We start from the raw sequence: 18,404 nt of genomic DNA, 5'->3' as shown, positions 1-18,404 counted from the left end.
CATGGCACTGGACCTTAGCAAGGTGCGTTCCGCATTCGACGCGCTTCCCCTCGCGTCCGATCCGATATTCCGTCGTGTCGCGGCTGAGCGAAAACTCCGCCACACGGGTCCGGAAGGCGTGCCCGACCTTGTTGACGAACTCAGCGCGAGGCTCATGTGCTCTGCACTTCGCTCCAGTACGAGCGATGCGACTTTGGTCGTGTTTCCGGATGGACTTGAGCGCCGAGCCCCCCTCCTGTTCGCGACGGCACTCGTCATGGACGGCTTGGCCCAAATAGAATCCGGCGAGGTGGGCCGTTGCGTTCTGTACGTCTCGGGCTACGCAGGCATCCGATCGCACTTGGCCAGTATTCGGCTCGGCTCCTTCACCCTCGACGGCGTCTTTGCTCAACAGTATGGTAGAAGAAGGGGTAATGAACTGAAGACAGTGTCCTCGCCAGGTGGGGTGAATCTGCCATCCGTTTTCTGCATCTGCGCTCCCGCAGATCCAGCCGCTCTGCTTCGTCAATACAAGGCCAAATGGGTCGCCGTCGATTGCGGGGAAAGCCATGAGATTGGCTGGCTCCCCGGTCTTCTCGCAGAAGCAAAGAAGATGAGCATCCCAGTCGTGGGATGGACGGCTAGGCCTTTCAGCGGGGCCGTTGCCCAGTGGTTGGAGGTGGGCGCCGGCGTGTTTCGGTGGCCGCGTCTTCAACGCGGGGCCAGTACATGTATCCTCGCATTGGAGCAGCTCGCGGAAAGGGCGCTCGAAGCTGAAGTGACCGCCCGAGTTCTCCTCGGCGAGCACGTCATCGAGATATCGAAGGCATTCGCCTCCGCCACGGAGGCAATGCTGGCGGCCCGCGAATTCCAGAATGGACGACTCTCTAGGGATGCCGTGATTCTCGGCTGGAAGTGCTTGAGGGCGATGGAGTCCGTTCCCGTACCACTGGCTGTCTACGAGCGAGAGGTGAACTCGTACTGGGGGCTCCGTCGAATTTCGGAGCTGCGCGAGAACTTTGCTCGGTTCATGGATGCCGTTCGACCCCACTCGCCGAGTCTTCACGCTGTGCTTCAGGACGCGGCGGATGCGCTTGCCTCCGCCCACGATCTACTCGGTTCGTCCGGGTCCCCCCTGTGGCTGGGATTGGCGAATCTCTGCGTCGAGTCCACAGAGCAGCGCAGGATCGTGTTCGCCTCCAAGTCGAGGCGAGAGATGTTCGCCCTCTGCCTACTGGCACGCTTCAATATCAGCGAGGACGATTTGAGAGACGTCGGGGTCGAGCTGGCTTACTTGAAGGAACTCACTGAGGTTGATGTTGATACTCTCGGGGAGCAGCCCCGTGGCCAGCACGCGGCCAACAACCCGTCGCCCTTGTTGGTCGGCATGCCGAGCCGATTTGCAGAAAGACACCTCGACGGGCTCCTAGACTCAGGGCAGCTCGAAGTTCTCCTCTGGCCGCACCAGGAACCAATCCTCGAACGCCGCATACGCCATCTTTCCTCAAAGCTGAGTCTCTCCTCTCGCAATCTCGGCCACTGGCTTCCGATTTTGGACGAGCCCGAGCAGCGCACGCTTGAACCGCCCACGTCTGCGAGACGCGCCCTACGACTTGGCGGACGGCATAGCGCAACCGCAGGCGCTCTTGGCGAGGAGCTTCGTCGCAAGGCGGAAACGGTGAGCCTCTGGAAGCGCCCAGATGCAGCAGAAGCGATTGCAGATCTGTTCGGAACGGCACCGCCGGTTGAGGACGACGAAGGCTATGTGCCTCAAGCTGTGCTCCCCGAAGCTGCTGCGGGTTCTGAAACCTGGGCATCTCCCGAAAACCCATGGGTCCAAGAAGCGCTTGAGATATGGCTGGAAGGTGGCTTGCACGTCCTCCTTCCCACTGACGAGACAGTCAACGTCATTGTTCGCGTTCAGGGAAGCGCTCAGATCGAGGAAAGGTACGTGCGCTCATTGCGGGTCGGAGATGAGATTCTGCTCATTTCAGGGCAGCGTCGGCAGAGCCTGTACGAACTTCTCGTCTCGAGGGTTCATCGTGACCCGGTGATTGCACAGTACCTTGCCCTTGTTCGACGGTGGCAAGATGACTTCGTGCGTGCTTTCACGGAGGCCGAGCGTCTAGGCCGAACCACCCCGGAAGGCCTGCTCCAGGATCTGCAGGCGAAGGGTAGCCGGCTGACTTCGCCTCATACAGTTCGCTCGTGGTCGCGTCGGCTCGTCCTAGCACCCAGCGATCCGGAAGACCTGAAACGCATTGCCGAGGTTCTCTCCCTCGGATTCGTGAAGAGCTATTGCAGGCAGATCAATACCGCTGCTAAACGCCTTAGGGGGCTACACATCAGTCTCGCAGCGCGCCTTAATCGTTGGCTCACGTCCAGCGGTGCAGGCACAGTAGCCGTTGGCACGGCCGACGAAGTGATCGACGTTGAGCTCGGACTGACTGTAGAAGATTTCCGACACTCTTTGCTCCGTGCCCGAGTTCTCGAAGTCAGGCAGCAGAGTGGGCCGTTCTACCGACCGCACTTGGGTCGCCTCGAGGGAGGAAGGTCATGACGTTCGTGAGTCCCGACTGGGTGACGCGTGATGAGGAACCCCGCCTCGCAGAGTACCTCGTGAAGCGGGTGTGCGGCCGCGCTGCAGGAACCTTCGAGGCGGAGTGCACTCACAGTGCACCAAGGGACAAGTACTTCATTGGTTCGTTGAGGCCGTGTCCCCCTGATCCTGAGCGGGAACCTGGCGCTGCGGTTTACCGTGCGGGGTTCCCCGACGAACTCCTCACGAAGCTGGCCCCCATGGCCATTGGCGCCGAGTTCCGAGTGAAACCGGAGGGATCCGACTTTCTGAGCCGCATCCGACTCGAGTGGAGTTGCTACTATCGAGTGTTTCCAGCCCTAGACGAACAGCGCGAGCACCAGCGGCACGCCTCAGCGGTCGCGGGCTCCACGGCGTCCGGAGAATCAAGTCAGCCGACAGAGGTATCAGAGGGACGTTCGACTGACGTTGAAGAGGAGGCCGACGGGGATTCTGATGACCCCGTGCAGAGTCCTTCGGGACCTGCTCCCACGCCCCCTGGCCGCAGAGGCCGTCGGCCGACGGACGTGCTCTTTCCGAAGTACCGCAAGATCCGATGCTCTGCTCAGGGTTGCATAGCGCTCCGGAAAGCCAGCGCCGCGGACGAGTCATGGTCCATCGACGTCGCTGACCTTCAAAGAGCAACTGAGCGCGAGGTTGCGGGCGTACGTGACGTCATCCTGGCCGACCCTGATCACCTTCGGACAGGACCGAACCCCGAAGAACGAGTGCGGGTGCCACCCGAAGCTCTTGAATCAGGATCTGCCTATGCTGAGTTTAAAGAGCACCTATCGACGGATCTCGCGCCACCATGGCGCTGGGCCATTGGCTCACAACTCCGGCCCGCAGACGAGCCGGATGAGGTTATCTTCTCGCTTGAGGCGACCAACTCGTCGCCGATCGACACCCGCGCTTGGCACAGCGAGGGTTTCTTCTTCGATGTGAGGGCCACCCTGACCTTCGAGCATGCAAACGTCCTGCCCTTCGAACTCGACGTAGCTCCGCGGAGCTTCCGATACGATCGCCAACTCTGGGGGCGCGGCTTTAACTGTGCGGTCGTGAGGACCCAGCCCGACAGCACGCAGTGCGCTTTCGAAACAACAAACGTGCCGGTCTATTCGCAGGCTCGCTACAGCACCAATACCAAGCCACGCGCATCTTTCCAAGACTTGAGCACCAATCCCGTCCCCGTACTCCAACGCGTTCTCGACGCGATGCAGGAGTACAATCGCGAGTGGATTGCCCAGCGGGACCGGTATGTTGCCGAGGACCCAGCCTGGAAAGCTCGGCACGGTGACGAGTACGAGCGCGACCACCGCTTGTTCCGTGCTGAAATCGAGCGATTCGCGCAAGGGTGTCGTCTCATCGAACAGGACGCAGACGCTCGGCTCGCCTTCCAGCTGGCGAATCAGTCCTTCGCGCTCGGCGGCCAGAAGACTGAATGGCGTCTCTTCCAAGTCATCTTCATCGTGTCTCAGATTCCGGGCATTCATGCACTGAAGTCTAGTGAGCAATCAGCCATGCTCGACCGAAGCGTGGTGGACATCATCTATTTCCCGACGGGCGGTGGTAAGACGGAAGCCTACCTCGGCGTCATTGTCTTTCACTGCTTTTTTGACCGCCTCCGAGGGAAGGCATCCGGCATCACTACATGGACGCGCTTCCCGCTCCGGTTGCTTACACTGCAGCAGACACAGCGTGTCGCAGATGTTATCGGCGCCGCGGAACTAATCCGCCGGGCGCACTCTGATCCTCGGCTCTCTGGACGTGAAGTCGATGGTTTCGCCGTAGGGTACTTCGTTGGCCAAGAGGCCACGCCGAATGAATTGACTCCTCCCCGTCGAGGGGAGCCGCCGGACCTCAACTGGAGCACTGCCAACGATCCGGACGCTCGCCAACGTTGGAAGAAGATTGTCAAGTGTCCCGCATGTCGGACCTCGAGTGTGGTAGTGGAATTCGACCCGGATCGGGTCCGGTTGACCCACAGGTGCTGCAACCCAGGATGCAGATTTCCAGGCGGAATTCTTCCTGTCTATGTGGTTGATAATGAGATCTACCGTTTCCTACCAGCGGTGCTCGTGGGAACAATCGACAAGCTCGCCGGCCTTGGCAATCAACGAAAACTGTCTCTCGTCCTCGGTCAAGTTACGGGGCGTTGTGTACAGCACGGGTACTACAACGGCAAGTGCTGTCAGAAGGACTGTTCGGATGTGAGCCGGCTTCGCCCCGGATCTCCCCCCGGCGTGAGCGGACCCACCCTGTTCATTCAGGATGAGCTGCATCTTCTGAAGGAGGGGCTGGGGACATTCGATGGACACTACGAAACCTTTCTTCAAACTCTTCTCCAAACCTACGGTCAACATGCACCGGTCAAGATCATCGCGTCCTCGGCAACAATCGAGGCGTTCGATCGTCAGGTCCGCCATCTCTACGGCAGAGAAGCCCGAGTTTACCCTGGCCTCGGCCCGACATTGAGTTCGTCATTCTATGCCAGGACCCTCGACTACCCACAGCGGCTCTTCGTCGGCTTGCTGCCGCACAACAAGACGATCTTCAACGCTGTCTTGGAACTCGTGCAGTATTACCATGAGGAGACCGAAACGCTGGTTCGCTTACCGGCAGCTGCCGTGAATCCCTTCGGGGGGGGGCAGTGCAGGCCCGCCACTCCACTCTGGCGCAGCCTGGTCGACTCATACGCCACCTCCCTCTGCTACTTTTCTGCAACACGAGAGCTGAGCTCCATCCGCACAGATCTCGATGCTCACGTGAACAATGAGCTCGAAAGGGCCGGGTTTTCGCCTTTGAGGATCGCGGAACTCTCCGGGAGTACGAGCACTGACAATGTTACGCGAACCTTGGAACTCCTCGAGACCGCTCAGCCCGGTCACCCCACGGCACCGAACGCGATCTTAGCCACCAGCATGATCGCTCATGGTGTCGACATCGACAGACTCAATTGTATGATCCTCTATGGTATGCCCAAGCAGAACGCCGAGTACATTCAATCCTCGAGCCGAGTCGGTCGATCCCACGTTGGCATCGTCTTCACGTGTCTCAAGCCGGCTCGCGAACGAGATCAGAGTCACTTCGCGTATTTTCAGAAGTACCATGAGTTCCTCGGCCAACTCGTCGAACCGGTTGCCATCAACCGGTGGTCGAAGTTCAGCATTCAACGTACATTGCCAGGCCTCTTCATGGCGGTCCTCTTACAACGAATTGCCAACAACTCCGGCCAGGACAATCCCAATCGCTACTACATGGTTAATTTCGTGAAGAGACTGATTAGCGAGGGAACCCTTCGCGCGGAGAACTTCCTGGGAATGCTCGACGAAGCTTACCTGATAGACCGCTGGCCGGGGCCGGGCACTGCGGCGTTTCAGGAGGAGATCGGTAGACGTGTGCGCCAGTTCCTGGATCAGATCCTTGGTGCTGGGGACCATGCCAAATTCGTTTCCGAGGCATTGGTTCCTCAGCCTATGCGTAACCTTCGAGATGTCGACGAGCAGATCGAGATTGAGCTGGATCCGAACGGCAGTGCGTGGGCCTCAAGAGCGGGGCGATAGGCGGGGGGCTTAGCGATGGGGCGCCGGATGAACCGTGGGAAGCAGCAGGTCCTCCTGAACTACCTTCCGGGGAAGACCTTTGACTTCGAGAAGATCGGCACTATCGCCCGAGTGGACCGGATTCGCGGCGTTCCGCGGACAGACCTCAACACGCGCCTGATCTTGCGAGCGGTCGAGGAGCAGGCTCGCGCATGGTCCGAAGAGCATCGCCCCGTATTTCGCGACCTCGAGCAAACTGCCGATCGCTTCGTACTCTTGGAACCTCGGGGCGCAGAGGCGGCCATGTTCCCCCTCGTGTTCTGGTGCCAGAATCCTTGCTGCGGCGTCATCGTTGAGCCGCGAGACGGCGTGCCGAACTCCGAGGGCTGCAGCGTTTGTCGCGTCGGGCGGCTCGTGCAACTGCGCTTCGTAAGGGTTCACCGCTGCGGCGCTCTGGAGCCTCTCTCAAGTCAGCACTGCAAGAACTGTAACGCCCGACAGAGGATGGCCCTGGACACTCGAGGAAGCGAGCGCGTCTCCGATTTCCAATGGGTCTGCAGATCCTGCGGCGCAACCGCGTCCGTCTTCGCGGGCCGATGCTCGTCGTGCAACTGGCCAGGCGGTGATCCATCGCTGAAGAATATGAGCGTGGAGGTTCATCGCGCCGGGCGAACCTTCTATCCCCACTACACCGTCCTGCTCAACCAGCCTGGCAGGGAATGGAGTGCGTTCCTGAGGATCTCACAGTGGCAGGCGGTGGCGGCGTCGGTATTCCTTGGAATACCGGAATCCCGAGGGCGCCGCTTGGTCGACTTTGCCGCATCGACAGCCGCCCCAGCAGTTGCTCCATTCACTCTTAGCGAAGCGGAGCGGGCTCGTCTCCGAGCACAGGGGAGAAGCGAGGAGATGATCGCGCAGTTCGAAAAGATGCAGGCCGACCTCCAAGCATACCGAACTGAGGCCGAGGTCGCTGGATCGCCACAGGACCTCGCGGCTGCGCTGGTCCGACGGTCCGGAGTCCCAGGGGACGTCTGGGCAAGATCTGGGCAAGAGATGCTGGAAGCTGTCATGCTACTCGAGTCAGGTAACGTCGTAGAGCTATTCGCAGAGCAGGAGGCGGAGGCTGAGGATCGCACCCGCGCACGTGAGGTTGCGCACCGTCTTGGTATGAGTGGCGTGACCCTCGCAACGGATTTCCCCATTACTACTGCAACGTTCGGATATAGCCGCGCTGGCTACCAACCTGATGAATGCAGGCTCAATCCTTTCCCCGCCGAGCGAGACCATGGAGGAAAGTTCCCGATCTTCGTGGACGTCGTACAGGCGGACGCCATTTTGCTTCGGTTGAACCACGACGCGGTGCTGCGGTGGATGTCAGCGAATGGTCTCGTGCCTCGAATCCCTCGAGGCGAGGAGCCTACCGTGAGCGCCAGGGCCTACTTCGTTGAACTTCTCGACGGAGTCCCACTCCGTCATACGGTCCAGGTGCCGGAGGCACGGCTCGTCTTCGGTCTGCTTCACACTCTTAGTCATCTCGCGCTCAGGCGTGCCTCGCTCCTGTGCGGCCTAGAGGGAACAAGCCTTTCCGAATATGTGCTTCCCCGGACCCTCACGTGCGCCATCTACTGCAACCATCGATACGGCGCGACGATCGGCGCCCTATCTGCCCTGTTCGAACAGTCCCTGGCCGAATGGCTTGCAGAGATCCGCTCTAGCCGGAGATGCGTGTACGATCCGGTCTGCATCGACAGAGGGGGCAGCTGCCATGCCTGCTCGCATCTCGCCGAGACGAGTTGTCGATTCTTCAATCTGAATCTCAGTAGGTCCTTCTTGTTCGGCGGCCGCGACTCTGTTGTGGGGGAGATCCGAACTGGCTTTCTCGATTTCGTGGTGGGGAGGTGACCGAAAGTGGCCGTCCGCCGCCCCGAGCTGGTGGTTGAAGTCGTCGTGACCGTGCCGGAACCGTTCGGGGCCGAACTCGCTTCCCGAATCGGCGCCAGGACCACGTTAGGCGTGCTGACTGAGCTGTTGGCTTCAGCGCGGAAGCATGTCGTGATCGCTGCGCCGTTCATCCAGGGAGCGGAGGGACTACAGGCTGGGCCGTTGGGCATGGCGCTGATGGCCGCTCTGAAGAGAGGCGTAAACGTCGACCTGATCACTACGGGGACAAGCCTCGCCGGACTGGCTCTTGGGAGTCTTCGGGAGATGGCGGGGACACGCTTCCGCACCTTCCAACCCCGTGGAAATGTCGAAGATCCCCGGATGCTCGGGTCCCACGCGAAGTTTTGCCTGTGCGACTCCGAGCACGCGTACATCGGGAGCGCCAATATCACCCAGAAAGGAATCTCGGGCCACCTGGAGATCGGGGTGTTGCTGCACGGGAAGCCGGCGCGGCAGATTTGGGACCTTGTTCGCGCGTTGACGGAATCCGACTACTTGGTGGAGTGCCGTCCGTGAACACGTCACCCGGCAGATGCTGCTAACGCTCTTTGGCGCTCGTAAGGGGAGATATGGTCACGCTCAGTGACAAGGTGTGGGTGAAGGGTTGGCGGAACCAGAATCAGGTGACCCCGGTTTTTGTTTGCGTGTGAGAATGAGCGGAACCCCCGGGTAAAGAGTTTCGCTGCTGGACCCCCGAGGGTTCCCCACCGGCCCTATCCGCTGACATGACTATCCAGCTAGCTCAGGAAGTCCTTCCCCGAAGCGAACATATGTGCTATCATGAGGGGAGAACGCCCGTTCGCTGAGGGGGGAATTGTTGATGGCCCGGCAAGAATCCTTGACTCTGTTGGATTTCCAGCAACGTTTCCCAGACGAACCGGCAGGTGAGAGATACCTTTTCGAGGTCAGGTGGCCCAACGGATTCTGTTGCCCAGTGGGTCAGAATAGCCGGTACTACCACATCAGCAAGCGGGACCTCTACCAGTGTACCACCTGCAGATATCAGGCCTCCGTCACTGCCGGTACGGTGATGTACCGCACCCGGACCCTGTTGCAGAAGTGGTTTTGGGCCATCTACCTGGTCGCCAGTGACAAGCGCGGTTGCTCGGCCCTGTCACTCAAGCGACATCTTCGTGTCAGCTACCAAACGGCCTGGCACATGCTGCACAAGGTCCGCCATGCTATGGCGGCGCGGGATGGACGCTATCGACTGGGAGGATTGGTGCAACTGGACGATGCCTTCGTCGGCGGTCCGAACGGGAAACAAGGGAGAGGCACGGAGAAGACGCCGATCTTGGTGCCTGTGTCCGTTACTCCCGATGCAAAACCCCTGTACGCCAAGATGGCCGTGGTCGACACCGTCAACTGCCAGCATGCACATGACTTCCTGCTTGAAGCAGTCTTACCCGGCAGCCACCTGATAACCGACGGGCTTAGCGTCTACTCCACGCTTACAGCCGCAGGCTACACGCATGAACGGCACGTGGGGAGCAGCCAAGCCCAAGAGCATCTACACTGGGTACATACCATCGTCTCCAACCTGAAGGCTTTTGTGGCCGGGACCTACCATGGGCTGTCAGAGGACCACTTGGCAGCGTACTTGGCCGAGTTCTGCTATCGGTTCAACCGCCGTGCCCGGCCAGACCAGCTGTTCTCACGACTGCTGTCTGCCTGCACCGCGTGCCCAGCACTGACTTGTGCTGAGTTGACTGGATAGTCATGAAAAGCGATTACCTTAGGGATATGCTGGAACAAGACTATCTGTCGGATCATGAGCTCCAAAGGCGCACGGCGCTCTTGGGTATCAACGCATCCCTGCCAATCGTCGTACTGATCGCAAGTTTTGACTCGGACATCGCCCCCCAGATCCACTTTAAAATCGAAGCACTGGTAAAGCAGTACGATTCGCAGGCAGCGCTGATCAGCCGGACGAACGAAATTGTTATCTTTCTTCACTCAGCGAATGGGCCTAAGGTCCCGGTACTCCAGGCAACCCGGTTGGGGCAATCAACAGTCTCCATGGCGCAATCAGAAGGATGCACCTGCAGGGTAGGGGTTGGCCGGTCGTATGAAGGCGTGCGCAAGCTCAAGGAGAGTTACGCCGAGGCCAAGCGGGCACTATCAGTGGCTGCAAGCATGGGTAAGAGCGTACTTGCGTTCAGTGAAATGGGCCTACATAGACTGCTGTCTTTCATCCCGGACGATGTAGAGCTGGTCGCATTCTGCCAAGATGTGCTCGGGGATCTCATAGAATACGATACGCAGCATGGCGCTTCCCTCATGGAAACGTTATCTTGCTACCTGAGTCTTGGATGCAAAGGGGGTATTCCCTTGACTCCAGTAACCCCAACATGTAGTGGTGTGGTATGGAGGACTACCCCCGAACTCTGCGGGAGCTGGAACAGCGTTTCGCCACGGAACAGGCCTGCCGTGACTATCTGGCGCAGTTGCGGTGGCCACAGGGCTTTGTTTGTCCCGCGTGTGGGGCGGGAGAGTCCTGGCTGACCAGCCGTGGGCTTTGGATGTGTGCAAGCTGCGGGCACCAGACGTCGGTGACGGCGGGGACCATCTTCCAGGACACCCGCACGCCGTTGACGGTCTGGTTCCGGGCGATCTGGTGGGTCGTGAGCCAAAAGAAGGGTGTCAGTGCCCTTGGACTCCAGCAAGTGCTCGGTCTGGGCAGCTATCGAACCGCCTGGACGTGGTTGCACAGGCTGCGCCGCGCGGTGGTCCGGCCCGGCCGCGAGCGGCTGTCGCAAGTGGTGGAGGTGGACGAAACCTTCGTTGGAGGCGTAGAGCCGGGGACTGGACGCCGACGAGTGGGGAACAAAGCATTGGTCGCCATTGCCGCCGAGGTACGCGGCCGGGCCGTCGGCCGTATTCGCATGCGCCGGGTGCCGGACTCCTCCGGAGAGAGTTTGCTGCCCTTCGTAGAGGAAGCCGTGGAGCCCGGTACAGTTGTAATCACTGACGGGCTGCAAAGCTATCGCGCCCTTCCCAGCCTTGGCTACGTGCACGATCGCCGGGTTCTTCTCGGCAGCGGAGAAACGGCAGCTGCGGTGCTGCCTCGTGTTCACCGGGTGGCCTCGCTCCTGAAGCGCTGGCTACTGGGTACTCATCAAGGCGCTGTCAGCCGTGAGCATCTCGACTACTACCTGGATGAGTACACCTTCCGGTTCAACCGTCGGACTTCGCGTCACCGCGGCAAACTGTTCTACCGGCTCCTCGAGCAAGCGGTAGCCGTGGACCCGGCACCCTATGCCGCGATGGTCAAGGGCGTGCGCGGCCGGAAAAGGAAGCGACCACCACTACCGGTAGTAGGTACTTGAGTGAAGGGAATACCCCCTTGGATGCAACCGAGCGGAGACCGCTCGAAAACTACACCTCCATGTAAACAGTCTCCGTTATCGTCTGGAACGTATCAGCACAATACTCCATTCTGACCTGGATGATACAGATTCCTGCTTCCTCCTGCACCTTGCCATCAGGCTATGGGAACATGTCACCCGGCCAGTCCCTAGATGAACACGATGCGACACCTGGTCAGCAGTTGCCCTACATGGAAATTCGGTCAAGCCCCGAAAGCCCCAGTACGTGGTAGTGGTGCCATATTATGCACGGGAATTGGCAACCAGGGGGATTTGGGCAACCCATGTCTGTCCTCAGGCGGAGAAGTGGGATGTGTGAAAGAGTATGTAATCGAGATTCCCCACGCAATAGAAGAGATGTCCAGTAAGATGTCCAGCCCCGAGCGGCTGCGGGAGACAGCTTCCAAGGTGTCAAATGCAAACACGAGATCGATCCGGTTGCGTTTTTCTGGGTGCTGCGTTTTGTGACTGGAGTGGAAAGGACCTTGGCTTCTTTGCACCAGGCCTATAAAACGGCGCCTGTGAAGTCCATCGCGCCTTCGGTCTTTACGACCGTTTTTGCCGCAGCTGGTGGCCTTCTTAAAGGAGTGCCTGACCCATGACATGGCCGAGTTGGCCAAGAGCAGGAGCCTGGCCCTGTCCAGTAAGCTGCAGGGGTTTAAAGACCCGGTGATAGCTGGTGGGACACTGATCAGGCTTCATAAGAACCTTGCGCCCCGTTTCCTGGTGCCACGAGTGAGGCCCAGAGGTAAAGACCATGCGAACAGGGCCATGGGTCAAGGATATAACCCCCTATTTGACCTGGGCTACTTCAAGTACCAGCTGTTCAGCCGTATCACGCGTAATGGGGGCCACTTTGTGAGTTCTTGAAGAAGACCGCCAACCCACCGTTATCTCTGTACTCCAAAGATATCGCGGGCGTGCCGTTGACCTGGGCCGGTAAGAGCCTCAAGGAGATACTGCCTCAGTTGAAGCGACAGGTCGACCTCGCTGGTGGAAATCTCCTTCAAACGCTGTTCCTGCAACGAGATTGCCTCTTTGGCCACTGAGACCTATCGCCTTGTGGGGGTATTGATCAAGGAAACCGGAGAATACCACCTGTACTTCACAAGTTTCCCCGGACGAGTTGGGCGCGGAGGATGTGGCCCTCTGGAGCGATGGAGCACCGAACTGGGCATTCAAGGAACTAAAACGCGTCTACAAACTGGACGTTATCCATAGCGGGAAAAGAGAGATGGTAGAGGCCCTGGTACTGGTGGCCATGCTTGCCCTGGTGGTAAGCCTCCGGCATACTAAACTTCTTAAGGCAAGTCGCTCCCGATAAAGCCTCTTGCCTCACAAACGGCGGTGGGCGGAGATGTTCCACTTCAGCGCAGGCCGGCTGCTAGAAAATACCCTCAAACCAGGCATCACAGAAGACCATTCTTCCTCGTGCTGTTCTGCCTATTTGATTCCAGACCCCCATATTAACCGCAAACGATCGACCCCCTGCGCCAACACCTTCCGCCGGTGCTTCTAGCACCAAACCACGAGGTGCTTGCACGAATTCGACGTAGCTGTTACTCTTTTCTGCTGCTCCTTACCCATATCATGCAACACGAGGTGGTGCAAGGGAACCCAATGGGACGGCATAACCCCAGCGCTAAAGCGCGAGGCTTATGCCGCCGCAGTTTCGGGTCGGAGAACCCTGAAGCACGAAACGACCTGCCAGGTTTTCCAGCGTTTCAGAGGCTTCAGCCAACTAATCGTCATCGAGACATGATCTGAACCCTGTCTACCCGCTCATAGCAAACTTTAGGCCCACCAGCACCCGGCTCTCAAACCGCTGCCCCAGAGTCACATCTATCGGGCCGGGTGATGTCTCTATGGTACGCTTTCCCTCCTCGAGGCTGGCAGCCACATCCTGAGCCAAGCCTAAGGGCTGGCCGTTGAGGAAGATCTCCAGCGCCCACTCTCGTCCTACCTGTTCCACGGTAATCTCTCGCTCCGCTGACCAGACCAGCGTTGTGCCACCCTCCACGTTGGTCCGGGTTATACGTACACCATCAACCCAGACCTCGAGCCAGCATCGATCGGTTGTCCTCACGGATAGCTCAAACCCGCCTTCAACTGGCCCCATTACCTGCGCGCCTTCCCCTTCCTCCTCTTCCTCGGGTTCCTCTAGAGACCTTCCACGGTCAGGAGCCCGATAGGGAGCCACAGCAAAGGGGTCGGGCCGGCCCTGAGGCGCATTGGCCGGAACCCCCAGGTTCACGGCGAGCCGCTGGTTGAGCAGAACGGTGATCTCCTGCAGGTCATTTGCTGATGCTGGAGGTTCTACGGTCTTCTGAGGAAGGATGGCTTCAAGAGGTGGAGCGGCAAAGGGTTTCAGGAACCACAAGGCACCCGCTGCCGAAGTCGCCAGGAGCAGGAACACCAGCCATCCCACCAAGCGGCCGGGCCCACTCTTCTCCTCGCCCCTACTCATTCGTCAACCCCCTCAGGAAACACGAATGCTCTCATACTGATCCCCACAGTCAGGTTGGCTAAGTCATCCGAGGCCAGAGACAGGTGGTCTATTGTAAGCAACCGGCCCCAGGACTGCAGGTCTGCTATTACCTGGTGCACCGCGCTGTAGGAGCCCGAGATGCTGGCATTCACCAGCATCTCGAAGTAGGGCGGTGTCTCCGTCATCTTGGGATCTGGAACGGTTACCGGCGGCATGGCGCTGAATTGGGCCAGCTCCGCCCCGTGGGTGCGGCAGAAGCCGTTAATCTGTGCCAGCACTTCTCCGGTCTCCGCATCAAGAGCCACCGCCTTGCGCAGGTTGGGAGCCACGGCCGCCAGGGCGTCCCGTCGTGCCCGGAGGCCCGGTAGCGCAGCCACGGTGGCCTCGCCCTGCGCCAGCCTCGCCTCCGCATCCTCCAGCTCAGCCACGGCTTCTACTACCGCATTACGCTGCGGCACCATAACGAAGAAGTACAGAAGTCCGCCGAGGAGGCACGGGACCAGGACGGCGATCATGAAGCGTTCTCGGACTGTCAGGCGCGAAAGGCTCATCGCACTACCTCCTTCTGCTCGGAGGGAACGCCGAGCAGTCTCAGCGCGATGCGGAAACTCACCAGTGCTTCTTCCTGGCTGGCAGAAAGGAGATCGGCGTCCACGAACAGCGAAGACCGTTCCATCTCTACGACCACCTGCGCCGCATCCTCGTAGGTGAAGGCCGCGCCGTCCATGAGTATGCTCCCGTCAGCACTGGCCGTCAGGCTGGATACCCAGGCGTTTTGCGGAATCTGGGTAGCCACCTCGCTCAAGACATCGTGCCAGGGTATCTGGGCGAGAAAAAGACTCTGGAATACCTCCATCTCGCGCGTTATCGTCTGTATCTCCCGTTCCAGGGCCTTGGCCTCAGCCTCGTGCTGGCTCATGCTGGCAATGGTAGCCTCGGTTGCCTTGAGCTGCGCTCTCACTTCTTGGGTCTTCGTGTACATCAGGTAGGCCTGGGCACCCATGTAGAGTACCCCGGCTACCAGTGCGGTGACCACAGCGAACTGGAGCGTGCTCAGGTGCTTCTTTGCCCGTCGTTCCCGGGGGGTAAGATCTATGTAGATCATGCCTGCTTCAACCCCCTCATGGCCAGGCCTACAGCCACAGCAAGCCGCGGAGCCAGGACATCCAACGCCTCATTGGCGATGTTTGCCTCATCCACTCTGATCTCCGAAAGGGGATTAGCTCTCTGGATGTCCCCCACTACGTTCATCTCTATGAAGTCCTGCACACCAACGATGGCAGCCCCCCCGCCTGTAAGGTAGACGCCATCAATGTCCCGCCGGAGCTGGCTGCGGAAGTAGTTCAGGGATCGGTTTATCTCCACGCATATCTCAGACAGGATAGGCTCAATGGCTTCGGCCACAACTTCCTTCCGGTGCATAGCCTCGGACATCACCTGCTGGAATTCGGCGGTACCTGTGCCCAGCGCCCTGTCGATCCGGTCCATCAGGTGGAAGCCAGCCATGTTGATGGACCGGTGGATCCTGAGGTACGGGCCCTCGAAGAGGCTGATTGCGGTGTGGGAGTGACCGATGTCCAGGAGGCAGAAGGCCTCATCACTCGCACCAGCGATGACCCTGCCCGCCGCTAGGGCCTCCATGTCAACTCCCAGCGACGTGAGCCTGGACTGGGACAGGGAGTCCAGAACCGTGACGATCGGGGACTTCCGCGCGGCCACCACCAGGGTCTCCAGCTTCGTCCCGTCAGCCTCAACCTCCTTGATCACCCTGTGCTGCGTAACATAGTCGTTGGCACCAAAGGGGACGAACTTCTCCATTTCCCAGTGCACAGCCTGCTCAATCTCGGATGAGGGTATCTTGGGAAGGTAGAGTATCCTAACGACGCAGTCCTCATTGGAGGCTGCCACCATCACCTCCTTCTTGGAAAAGCTCCCTAGCTGTAACAGGCGGCTAATAGCCCGGGACATCTCGTTGATCTTGAGCGGCCCCTCGCCGAAGATGGGGGCCCTAACGGTGGCCACGGCCCCCAGGGAGATGTTGCCTCCCGCCTCCATGAGCTGGACCGCCTTGAAGGTGTGTGCCCCCAAGTCTAGCCCGATGGGTCCAGACTTCCAGTTATGACCGTTCATCTCTTCACCCCTGTCTCAGCTGGCCGGTGTGCCGGCCCTAAGAACGCGGTTGCCTGCCGAGAGCCCTGCCTGGTACTTTAGAGGGTGTTTATCATGTTCACCAGGGGCAGGAATATGGCGGCCACGATGAAGCCGATGCCGACGCCTAAGACGATGATGATAGCGGGTTCAATAAGGGAGGTCATGCCTCTTACTGTGGCCTCAACCTCAATTTCGTACATGTCCCCCAGCCTGTTGAGCATGTCCTCCACCGCCCCGGTCTCCTCGCCAATGGTCACCATCTGCCCAAGGAGAGCCGGGAACACGTCGTGCCGGGAGAGGGCAGGGCCAAGCCCCTCTCCCCTCTGCACCGCCTCAGCCACCTCGGCCAGGGCCTCCTGGCACCGGGAGTTCCGGACCACCTCTGCGGTGATCCGGAGGGAGCTCATCAGCGGGACGCCGGCGGACAGGAGCATAGCCAGGGTTCTGCTCATCCTGGCCACCAGAACCTGGCGGATCAGGATGCCTAACAGCGGAAGGCGCAGGAACAGCCTATCCAGGTAGCGCCTGGCCCTGGGATCCTTGAGTATGAGGCGAGCCAGCACTCCCATAAGAAGGAGGACCGCGAAGATCAAGGGCCCCCACACCCTGAAGCCCTGGACTCCCTTGACCAGGATTCTTGTGAGAAACGGCAGCTCCATGCCGGAGGATACGAACATGTCCACGAAGGTGGGGAGAATGAATATGCTCATGACTACTACAAGGATGATGGCGACCACTATCACGGTGGCCGGGTAGTACAGGGCAGACCTTACCTTGTTTGTCAGTTCGAGGTCACTCTCCAGGGACTTGGCCAGCTGGTCCAGGACACTGTCCAGGGAGCCTCCGGCTTCGCCCGAGAGAACAGAGTTGATGTATAGAGCCGAAAAGACCCTTGGGTGCTTGGACAAAGCCTCTGAGAAGGAAGAGCCCCGGCTCACACCCAGCCGCACGTCCTCCAGGACCTGCTTCAGGGCCATGTTGCCGGTCTGCTTCGAGAGGCTGTCCAGGGCTACGGCCAGGGTAAGGCCGGCTGATAGCACCGCGCTGAGCTGGCGCGTCAGGACCGCCAGATCCTTTAGCCGAACACCGCCCAGCTTGGTCCCCTTCAGGCGGGACAGGGACTCAGATGCCCCCATCCTCTTGGCGGTCAGCGCTGTGACGGTGTAACCCATCGTCCGGAGCTGCTGTACAGCCTCCTTCTCGGTGCTGGCCTGGATGGAGCCTGTAGAAGGCCTCCCTTGCTTATCTCGCACCCGGTACGCGAACTCGGTCACGGCTATCCCCCTATGACGCCAAGAGCTTCGCCAGTTCGTCGGGATTGAAGGCGTGACTCATGGCCTCCTCGTACGTGATGATGCCATGGAGGCACAAGTCCTTAAGGGCCTGATCCATGGTCTGCATGCCGTATCGAGTGCTTGTCTGTATCACATTGGGGATCATGTGGGTCTTACCCTCCCTGATCAGGTTCCTCACTGCTGGGGTGGCAATCATGATTTCCAGGGCAGCGACCCTGCCATTGCCGCCCCGTCTCACCAGGAGCTGCTGGGAGATGACAGCCTCCAGGGTGACGGAGAGCATGGTGCGGATCTGCTGCTGCTGGTAAGAGGGGAACTGGTCGATGACCCTGTCAACAGTGGATGCGGCGTCCCTCGTGTGCATGGAAGCCATGACCAGATGCCCAGTCTCTGCCGCGGTCAGCGCAGTGGTGGTGGTCTCCAGGTCTCGCATTTCACCCACCATTATAACGTCAGGGTCTTCGCGCAGGGCGCTTCTGAGCCCTGAAGCGAAGGTCTTGACGTCTGTGCCCAGCTCTCGCTGGTTGACGATGCTTCTTTCATGGGGGTGAAGGTACTCGATGGGGTCTTCGACAGTGACAATGTGGATGCACTTGCTCCTGTTGACTTCCTTCACCATGGATGCCAGGGTTGTGGTCTTGCCCACACCCGTGGGGCCCGTCACAAGCACAAGGCCCCTAGGCCTCAGGGCCAAGCCCTTTAGGGTGCTGGGGAGCCCCAACTGCTCGATGGTGGGCACATCCTTGGGAATCGTCCTGAAGGCGATGGCGTGGCATCCGCGCTGGTGATAGGCATTGATCCTGAACCGGGAGACACCGGGTATGGTATGAGGGAAGTCCAGGTCCCTTTCCTCGTCCAGCCTGTCCATCTGCTCCTGGGTGAGGAGGCTCCTCAGGAACCCAAGGGTGTCCTCGGGCTTCAGCACAGGCAGGGCCGTGAGGAACCGAAGCTGCCCATCGATCCTCAGGGCAGGCGGGCAACCCACGGTAAGGTGCAGGTCGGACGCTCCCTCTTTGATGGTCATCCGCATCAGGTCTTCAACGCTCAGGCTATCCATCCTCC

The 18,404-nt window shown here is 59.7% G+C and carries 15 protein-coding genes and 2 pseudogenes; 10 read left to right on the top strand and 7 right to left on the bottom strand.

The features are described from left to right. Nucleotide 1 precedes the first annotated feature (1 nt). The 9 genes and pseudogenes from AB1576_10960 (at nt 2) to AB1576_10920 (ending at nt 12,278) form a co-directional block, all read left to right on the top strand. The gene (locus AB1576_10960; protein ID MEW6082270.1) at nt 2-2,539 is read left to right on the top strand and encodes a hypothetical protein; all 2,538 of its coding nucleotides are present in this window, start codon (nt 2-4) and stop codon (nt 2,537-2,539) included. Further along, nucleotides 2,536-6,120, top strand: coding sequence for a helicase C-terminal domain-containing protein (locus tag AB1576_10955; protein MEW6082269.1), 3,585 nt, complete (start codon nt 2,536-2,538; stop codon nt 6,118-6,120). The genes AB1576_10960 and AB1576_10955 overlap by 4 nt, the downstream gene beginning before the upstream one ends. A 15-nt stretch (nt 6,121-6,135) precedes the next feature. Then, complete coding sequence (locus tag AB1576_10950) at nt 6,136-8,001, top strand: hypothetical protein (protein ID MEW6082268.1); 1,866 nt, start codon at nt 6,136-6,138, stop codon at nt 7,999-8,001. A gap of 6 nt (nt 8,002-8,007) precedes the next feature. Continuing rightward, nucleotides 8,008-8,556: a phospholipase D family protein gene (locus AB1576_10945; GenBank protein MEW6082267.1), complete on the top strand. Its 549-nt coding sequence runs from the start codon at nt 8,008-8,010 to the stop codon at nt 8,554-8,556. Nucleotides 8,557-8,860: 304 nt separating this feature from the next. Then, nucleotides 8,861-9,757 carry an IS1595 family transposase gene (locus AB1576_10940; protein MEW6082266.1) on the top strand — a complete coding sequence of 299 codons (897 nt, stop codon included), beginning with the start codon at nt 8,861-8,863 and terminating at the stop codon, nt 9,755-9,757. Nucleotides 9,758-9,759: 2 nt separating this feature from the next. Then, nucleotides 9,760-10,155, top strand: a pseudogene (locus AB1576_10935) (hypothetical protein). 251 nt (nt 10,156-10,406) lie between these two features. After that, nucleotides 10,407-11,369 (top strand): IS1595 family transposase, encoded by a 963-nt coding sequence (locus AB1576_10930; protein MEW6082265.1) that lies wholly within the window; start codon nt 10,407-10,409, stop codon nt 11,367-11,369. 31 nt (nt 11,370-11,400) lie between these two features. Then, nucleotides 11,401-11,565: pseudogene (locus AB1576_10925) on the top strand (helix-turn-helix domain-containing protein). Nucleotides 11,566-12,011: 446 nt separating this feature from the next. Next, nucleotides 12,012-12,278, top strand: coding sequence for a hypothetical protein (locus tag AB1576_10920; protein MEW6082264.1), 267 nt, complete (start codon nt 12,012-12,014; stop codon nt 12,276-12,278). 20 nt (nt 12,279-12,298) lie between these two features. Here the strand turns inward: AB1576_10920 and AB1576_10915 are convergent, their stop codons facing one another. Further along, nucleotides 12,299-12,433 carry a hypothetical protein gene (locus AB1576_10915; protein ID MEW6082263.1) on the bottom strand — a complete coding sequence of 45 codons (135 nt, stop codon included), beginning with the start codon at nt 12,431-12,433 and terminating at the stop codon, nt 12,299-12,301. Nucleotides 12,434-12,549: 116 nt separating this feature from the next. On the opposite strand from AB1576_10915, the gene AB1576_10910 reads away from it, so the two are divergent. Then, nucleotides 12,550-12,732: a hypothetical protein gene (locus AB1576_10910; protein ID MEW6082262.1), complete on the top strand. Its 183-nt coding sequence runs from the start codon at nt 12,550-12,552 to the stop codon at nt 12,730-12,732. 450 nt (nt 12,733-13,182) lie between these two features. On the opposite strand, the gene AB1576_10905 is transcribed toward AB1576_10910, so the two are convergent. From AB1576_10905 to AB1576_10880, 6 genes are all read right to left on the bottom strand, one after another. Beyond that, nucleotides 13,183-13,875, bottom strand: coding sequence for a RodZ domain-containing protein (locus tag AB1576_10905; protein ID MEW6082261.1), 693 nt, complete (start codon nt 13,873-13,875; stop codon nt 13,183-13,185). Further along, nucleotides 13,872-14,447 carry a type 4a pilus biogenesis protein PilO gene (gene pilO, locus AB1576_10900; GenBank protein MEW6082260.1) on the bottom strand — a complete coding sequence of 192 codons (576 nt, stop codon included), beginning with the start codon at nt 14,445-14,447 and terminating at the stop codon, nt 13,872-13,874. Before pilO ends, AB1576_10905 begins: the two co-directional genes overlap by 4 nt. Next, nucleotides 14,444-15,001, bottom strand: a complete 558-nt coding sequence (locus AB1576_10895) for a PilN domain-containing protein (GenBank protein ID MEW6082259.1) — start codon at nt 14,999-15,001, stop codon at nt 14,444-14,446. The genes pilO and AB1576_10895 overlap by 4 nt, the downstream gene beginning before the upstream one ends. Further along, nucleotides 14,998-16,026 carry a type IV pilus assembly protein PilM gene (pilM, locus tag AB1576_10890; GenBank protein MEW6082258.1) on the bottom strand — a complete coding sequence of 343 codons (1,029 nt, stop codon included), beginning with the start codon at nt 16,024-16,026 and terminating at the stop codon, nt 14,998-15,000. Before pilM ends, AB1576_10895 begins: the two co-directional genes overlap by 4 nt. A gap of 77 nt (nt 16,027-16,103) precedes the next feature. Then, nucleotides 16,104-17,321 carry a type II secretion system F family protein gene (locus tag AB1576_10885; protein ID MEW6082257.1) on the bottom strand — a complete coding sequence of 406 codons (1,218 nt, stop codon included), beginning with the start codon at nt 17,319-17,321 and terminating at the stop codon, nt 16,104-16,106. A gap of 10 nt (nt 17,322-17,331) precedes the next feature. Beyond that, nucleotides 17,332-18,399, bottom strand: coding sequence for a type IV pilus twitching motility protein PilT (locus tag AB1576_10880; protein MEW6082256.1), 1,068 nt, complete (start codon nt 18,397-18,399; stop codon nt 17,332-17,334). Nucleotides 18,400-18,404 lie beyond the last annotated feature (5 nt).

It is taken from the genome of Bacillota bacterium, assembly GCA_040754315.1.
GTDB lineage: Bacteria > Bacillota > Sulfobacillia > DUSP01 > JBFMCS01 > JBFMCS01.
The sequence above is the reverse complement of the archived record's forward strand: the minus strand, read 5'-3'. Positions and strand labels throughout refer to the sequence as shown.

Bases quoted from the DNA above. Each gene is read 5' to 3' on its own strand.
- AB1576_10960 (MEW6082270.1), top strand. From the start codon at position 2: ATGGCACTGGACCTTAGCAAGGTGCGTTCCGCATTCGACGCGCTTCCC.
- AB1576_10955 (MEW6082269.1), top strand. From the start codon at position 2,536: ATGACGTTCGTGAGTCCCGACTGGGTGACGCGTGATGAGGAACCCCGC.
- AB1576_10950 (MEW6082268.1), top strand. From the start codon at position 6,136: ATGGGGCGCCGGATGAACCGTGGGAAGCAGCAGGTCCTCCTGAACTAC.
- AB1576_10940 (MEW6082266.1), top strand. From the start codon at position 8,861: ATGGCCCGGCAAGAATCCTTGACTCTGTTGGATTTCCAGCAACGTTTC.
- AB1576_10930 (MEW6082265.1), top strand. From the start codon at position 10,407: ATGGAGGACTACCCCCGAACTCTGCGGGAGCTGGAACAGCGTTTCGCC.
- AB1576_10920 (MEW6082264.1), top strand. From the start codon at position 12,012: ATGGCCGAGTTGGCCAAGAGCAGGAGCCTGGCCCTGTCCAGTAAGCTG.
- AB1576_10905 (MEW6082261.1), bottom strand. From the start codon at position 13,875: ATGAGTAGGGGCGAGGAGAAGAGTGGGCCCGGCCGCTTGGTGGGATGG.
- pilO (MEW6082260.1), bottom strand. From the start codon at position 14,447: ATGAGCCTTTCGCGCCTGACAGTCCGAGAACGCTTCATGATCGCCGTC.
- AB1576_10895 (MEW6082259.1), bottom strand. From the start codon at position 15,001: ATGATCTACATAGATCTTACCCCCCGGGAACGACGGGCAAAGAAGCAC.
- pilM (MEW6082258.1), bottom strand. From the start codon at position 16,026: ATGAACGGTCATAACTGGAAGTCTGGACCCATCGGGCTAGACTTGGGG.
- AB1576_10880 (MEW6082256.1), bottom strand. From the start codon at position 18,399: ATGGATAGCCTGAGCGTTGAAGACCTGATGCGGATGACCATCAAAGAG.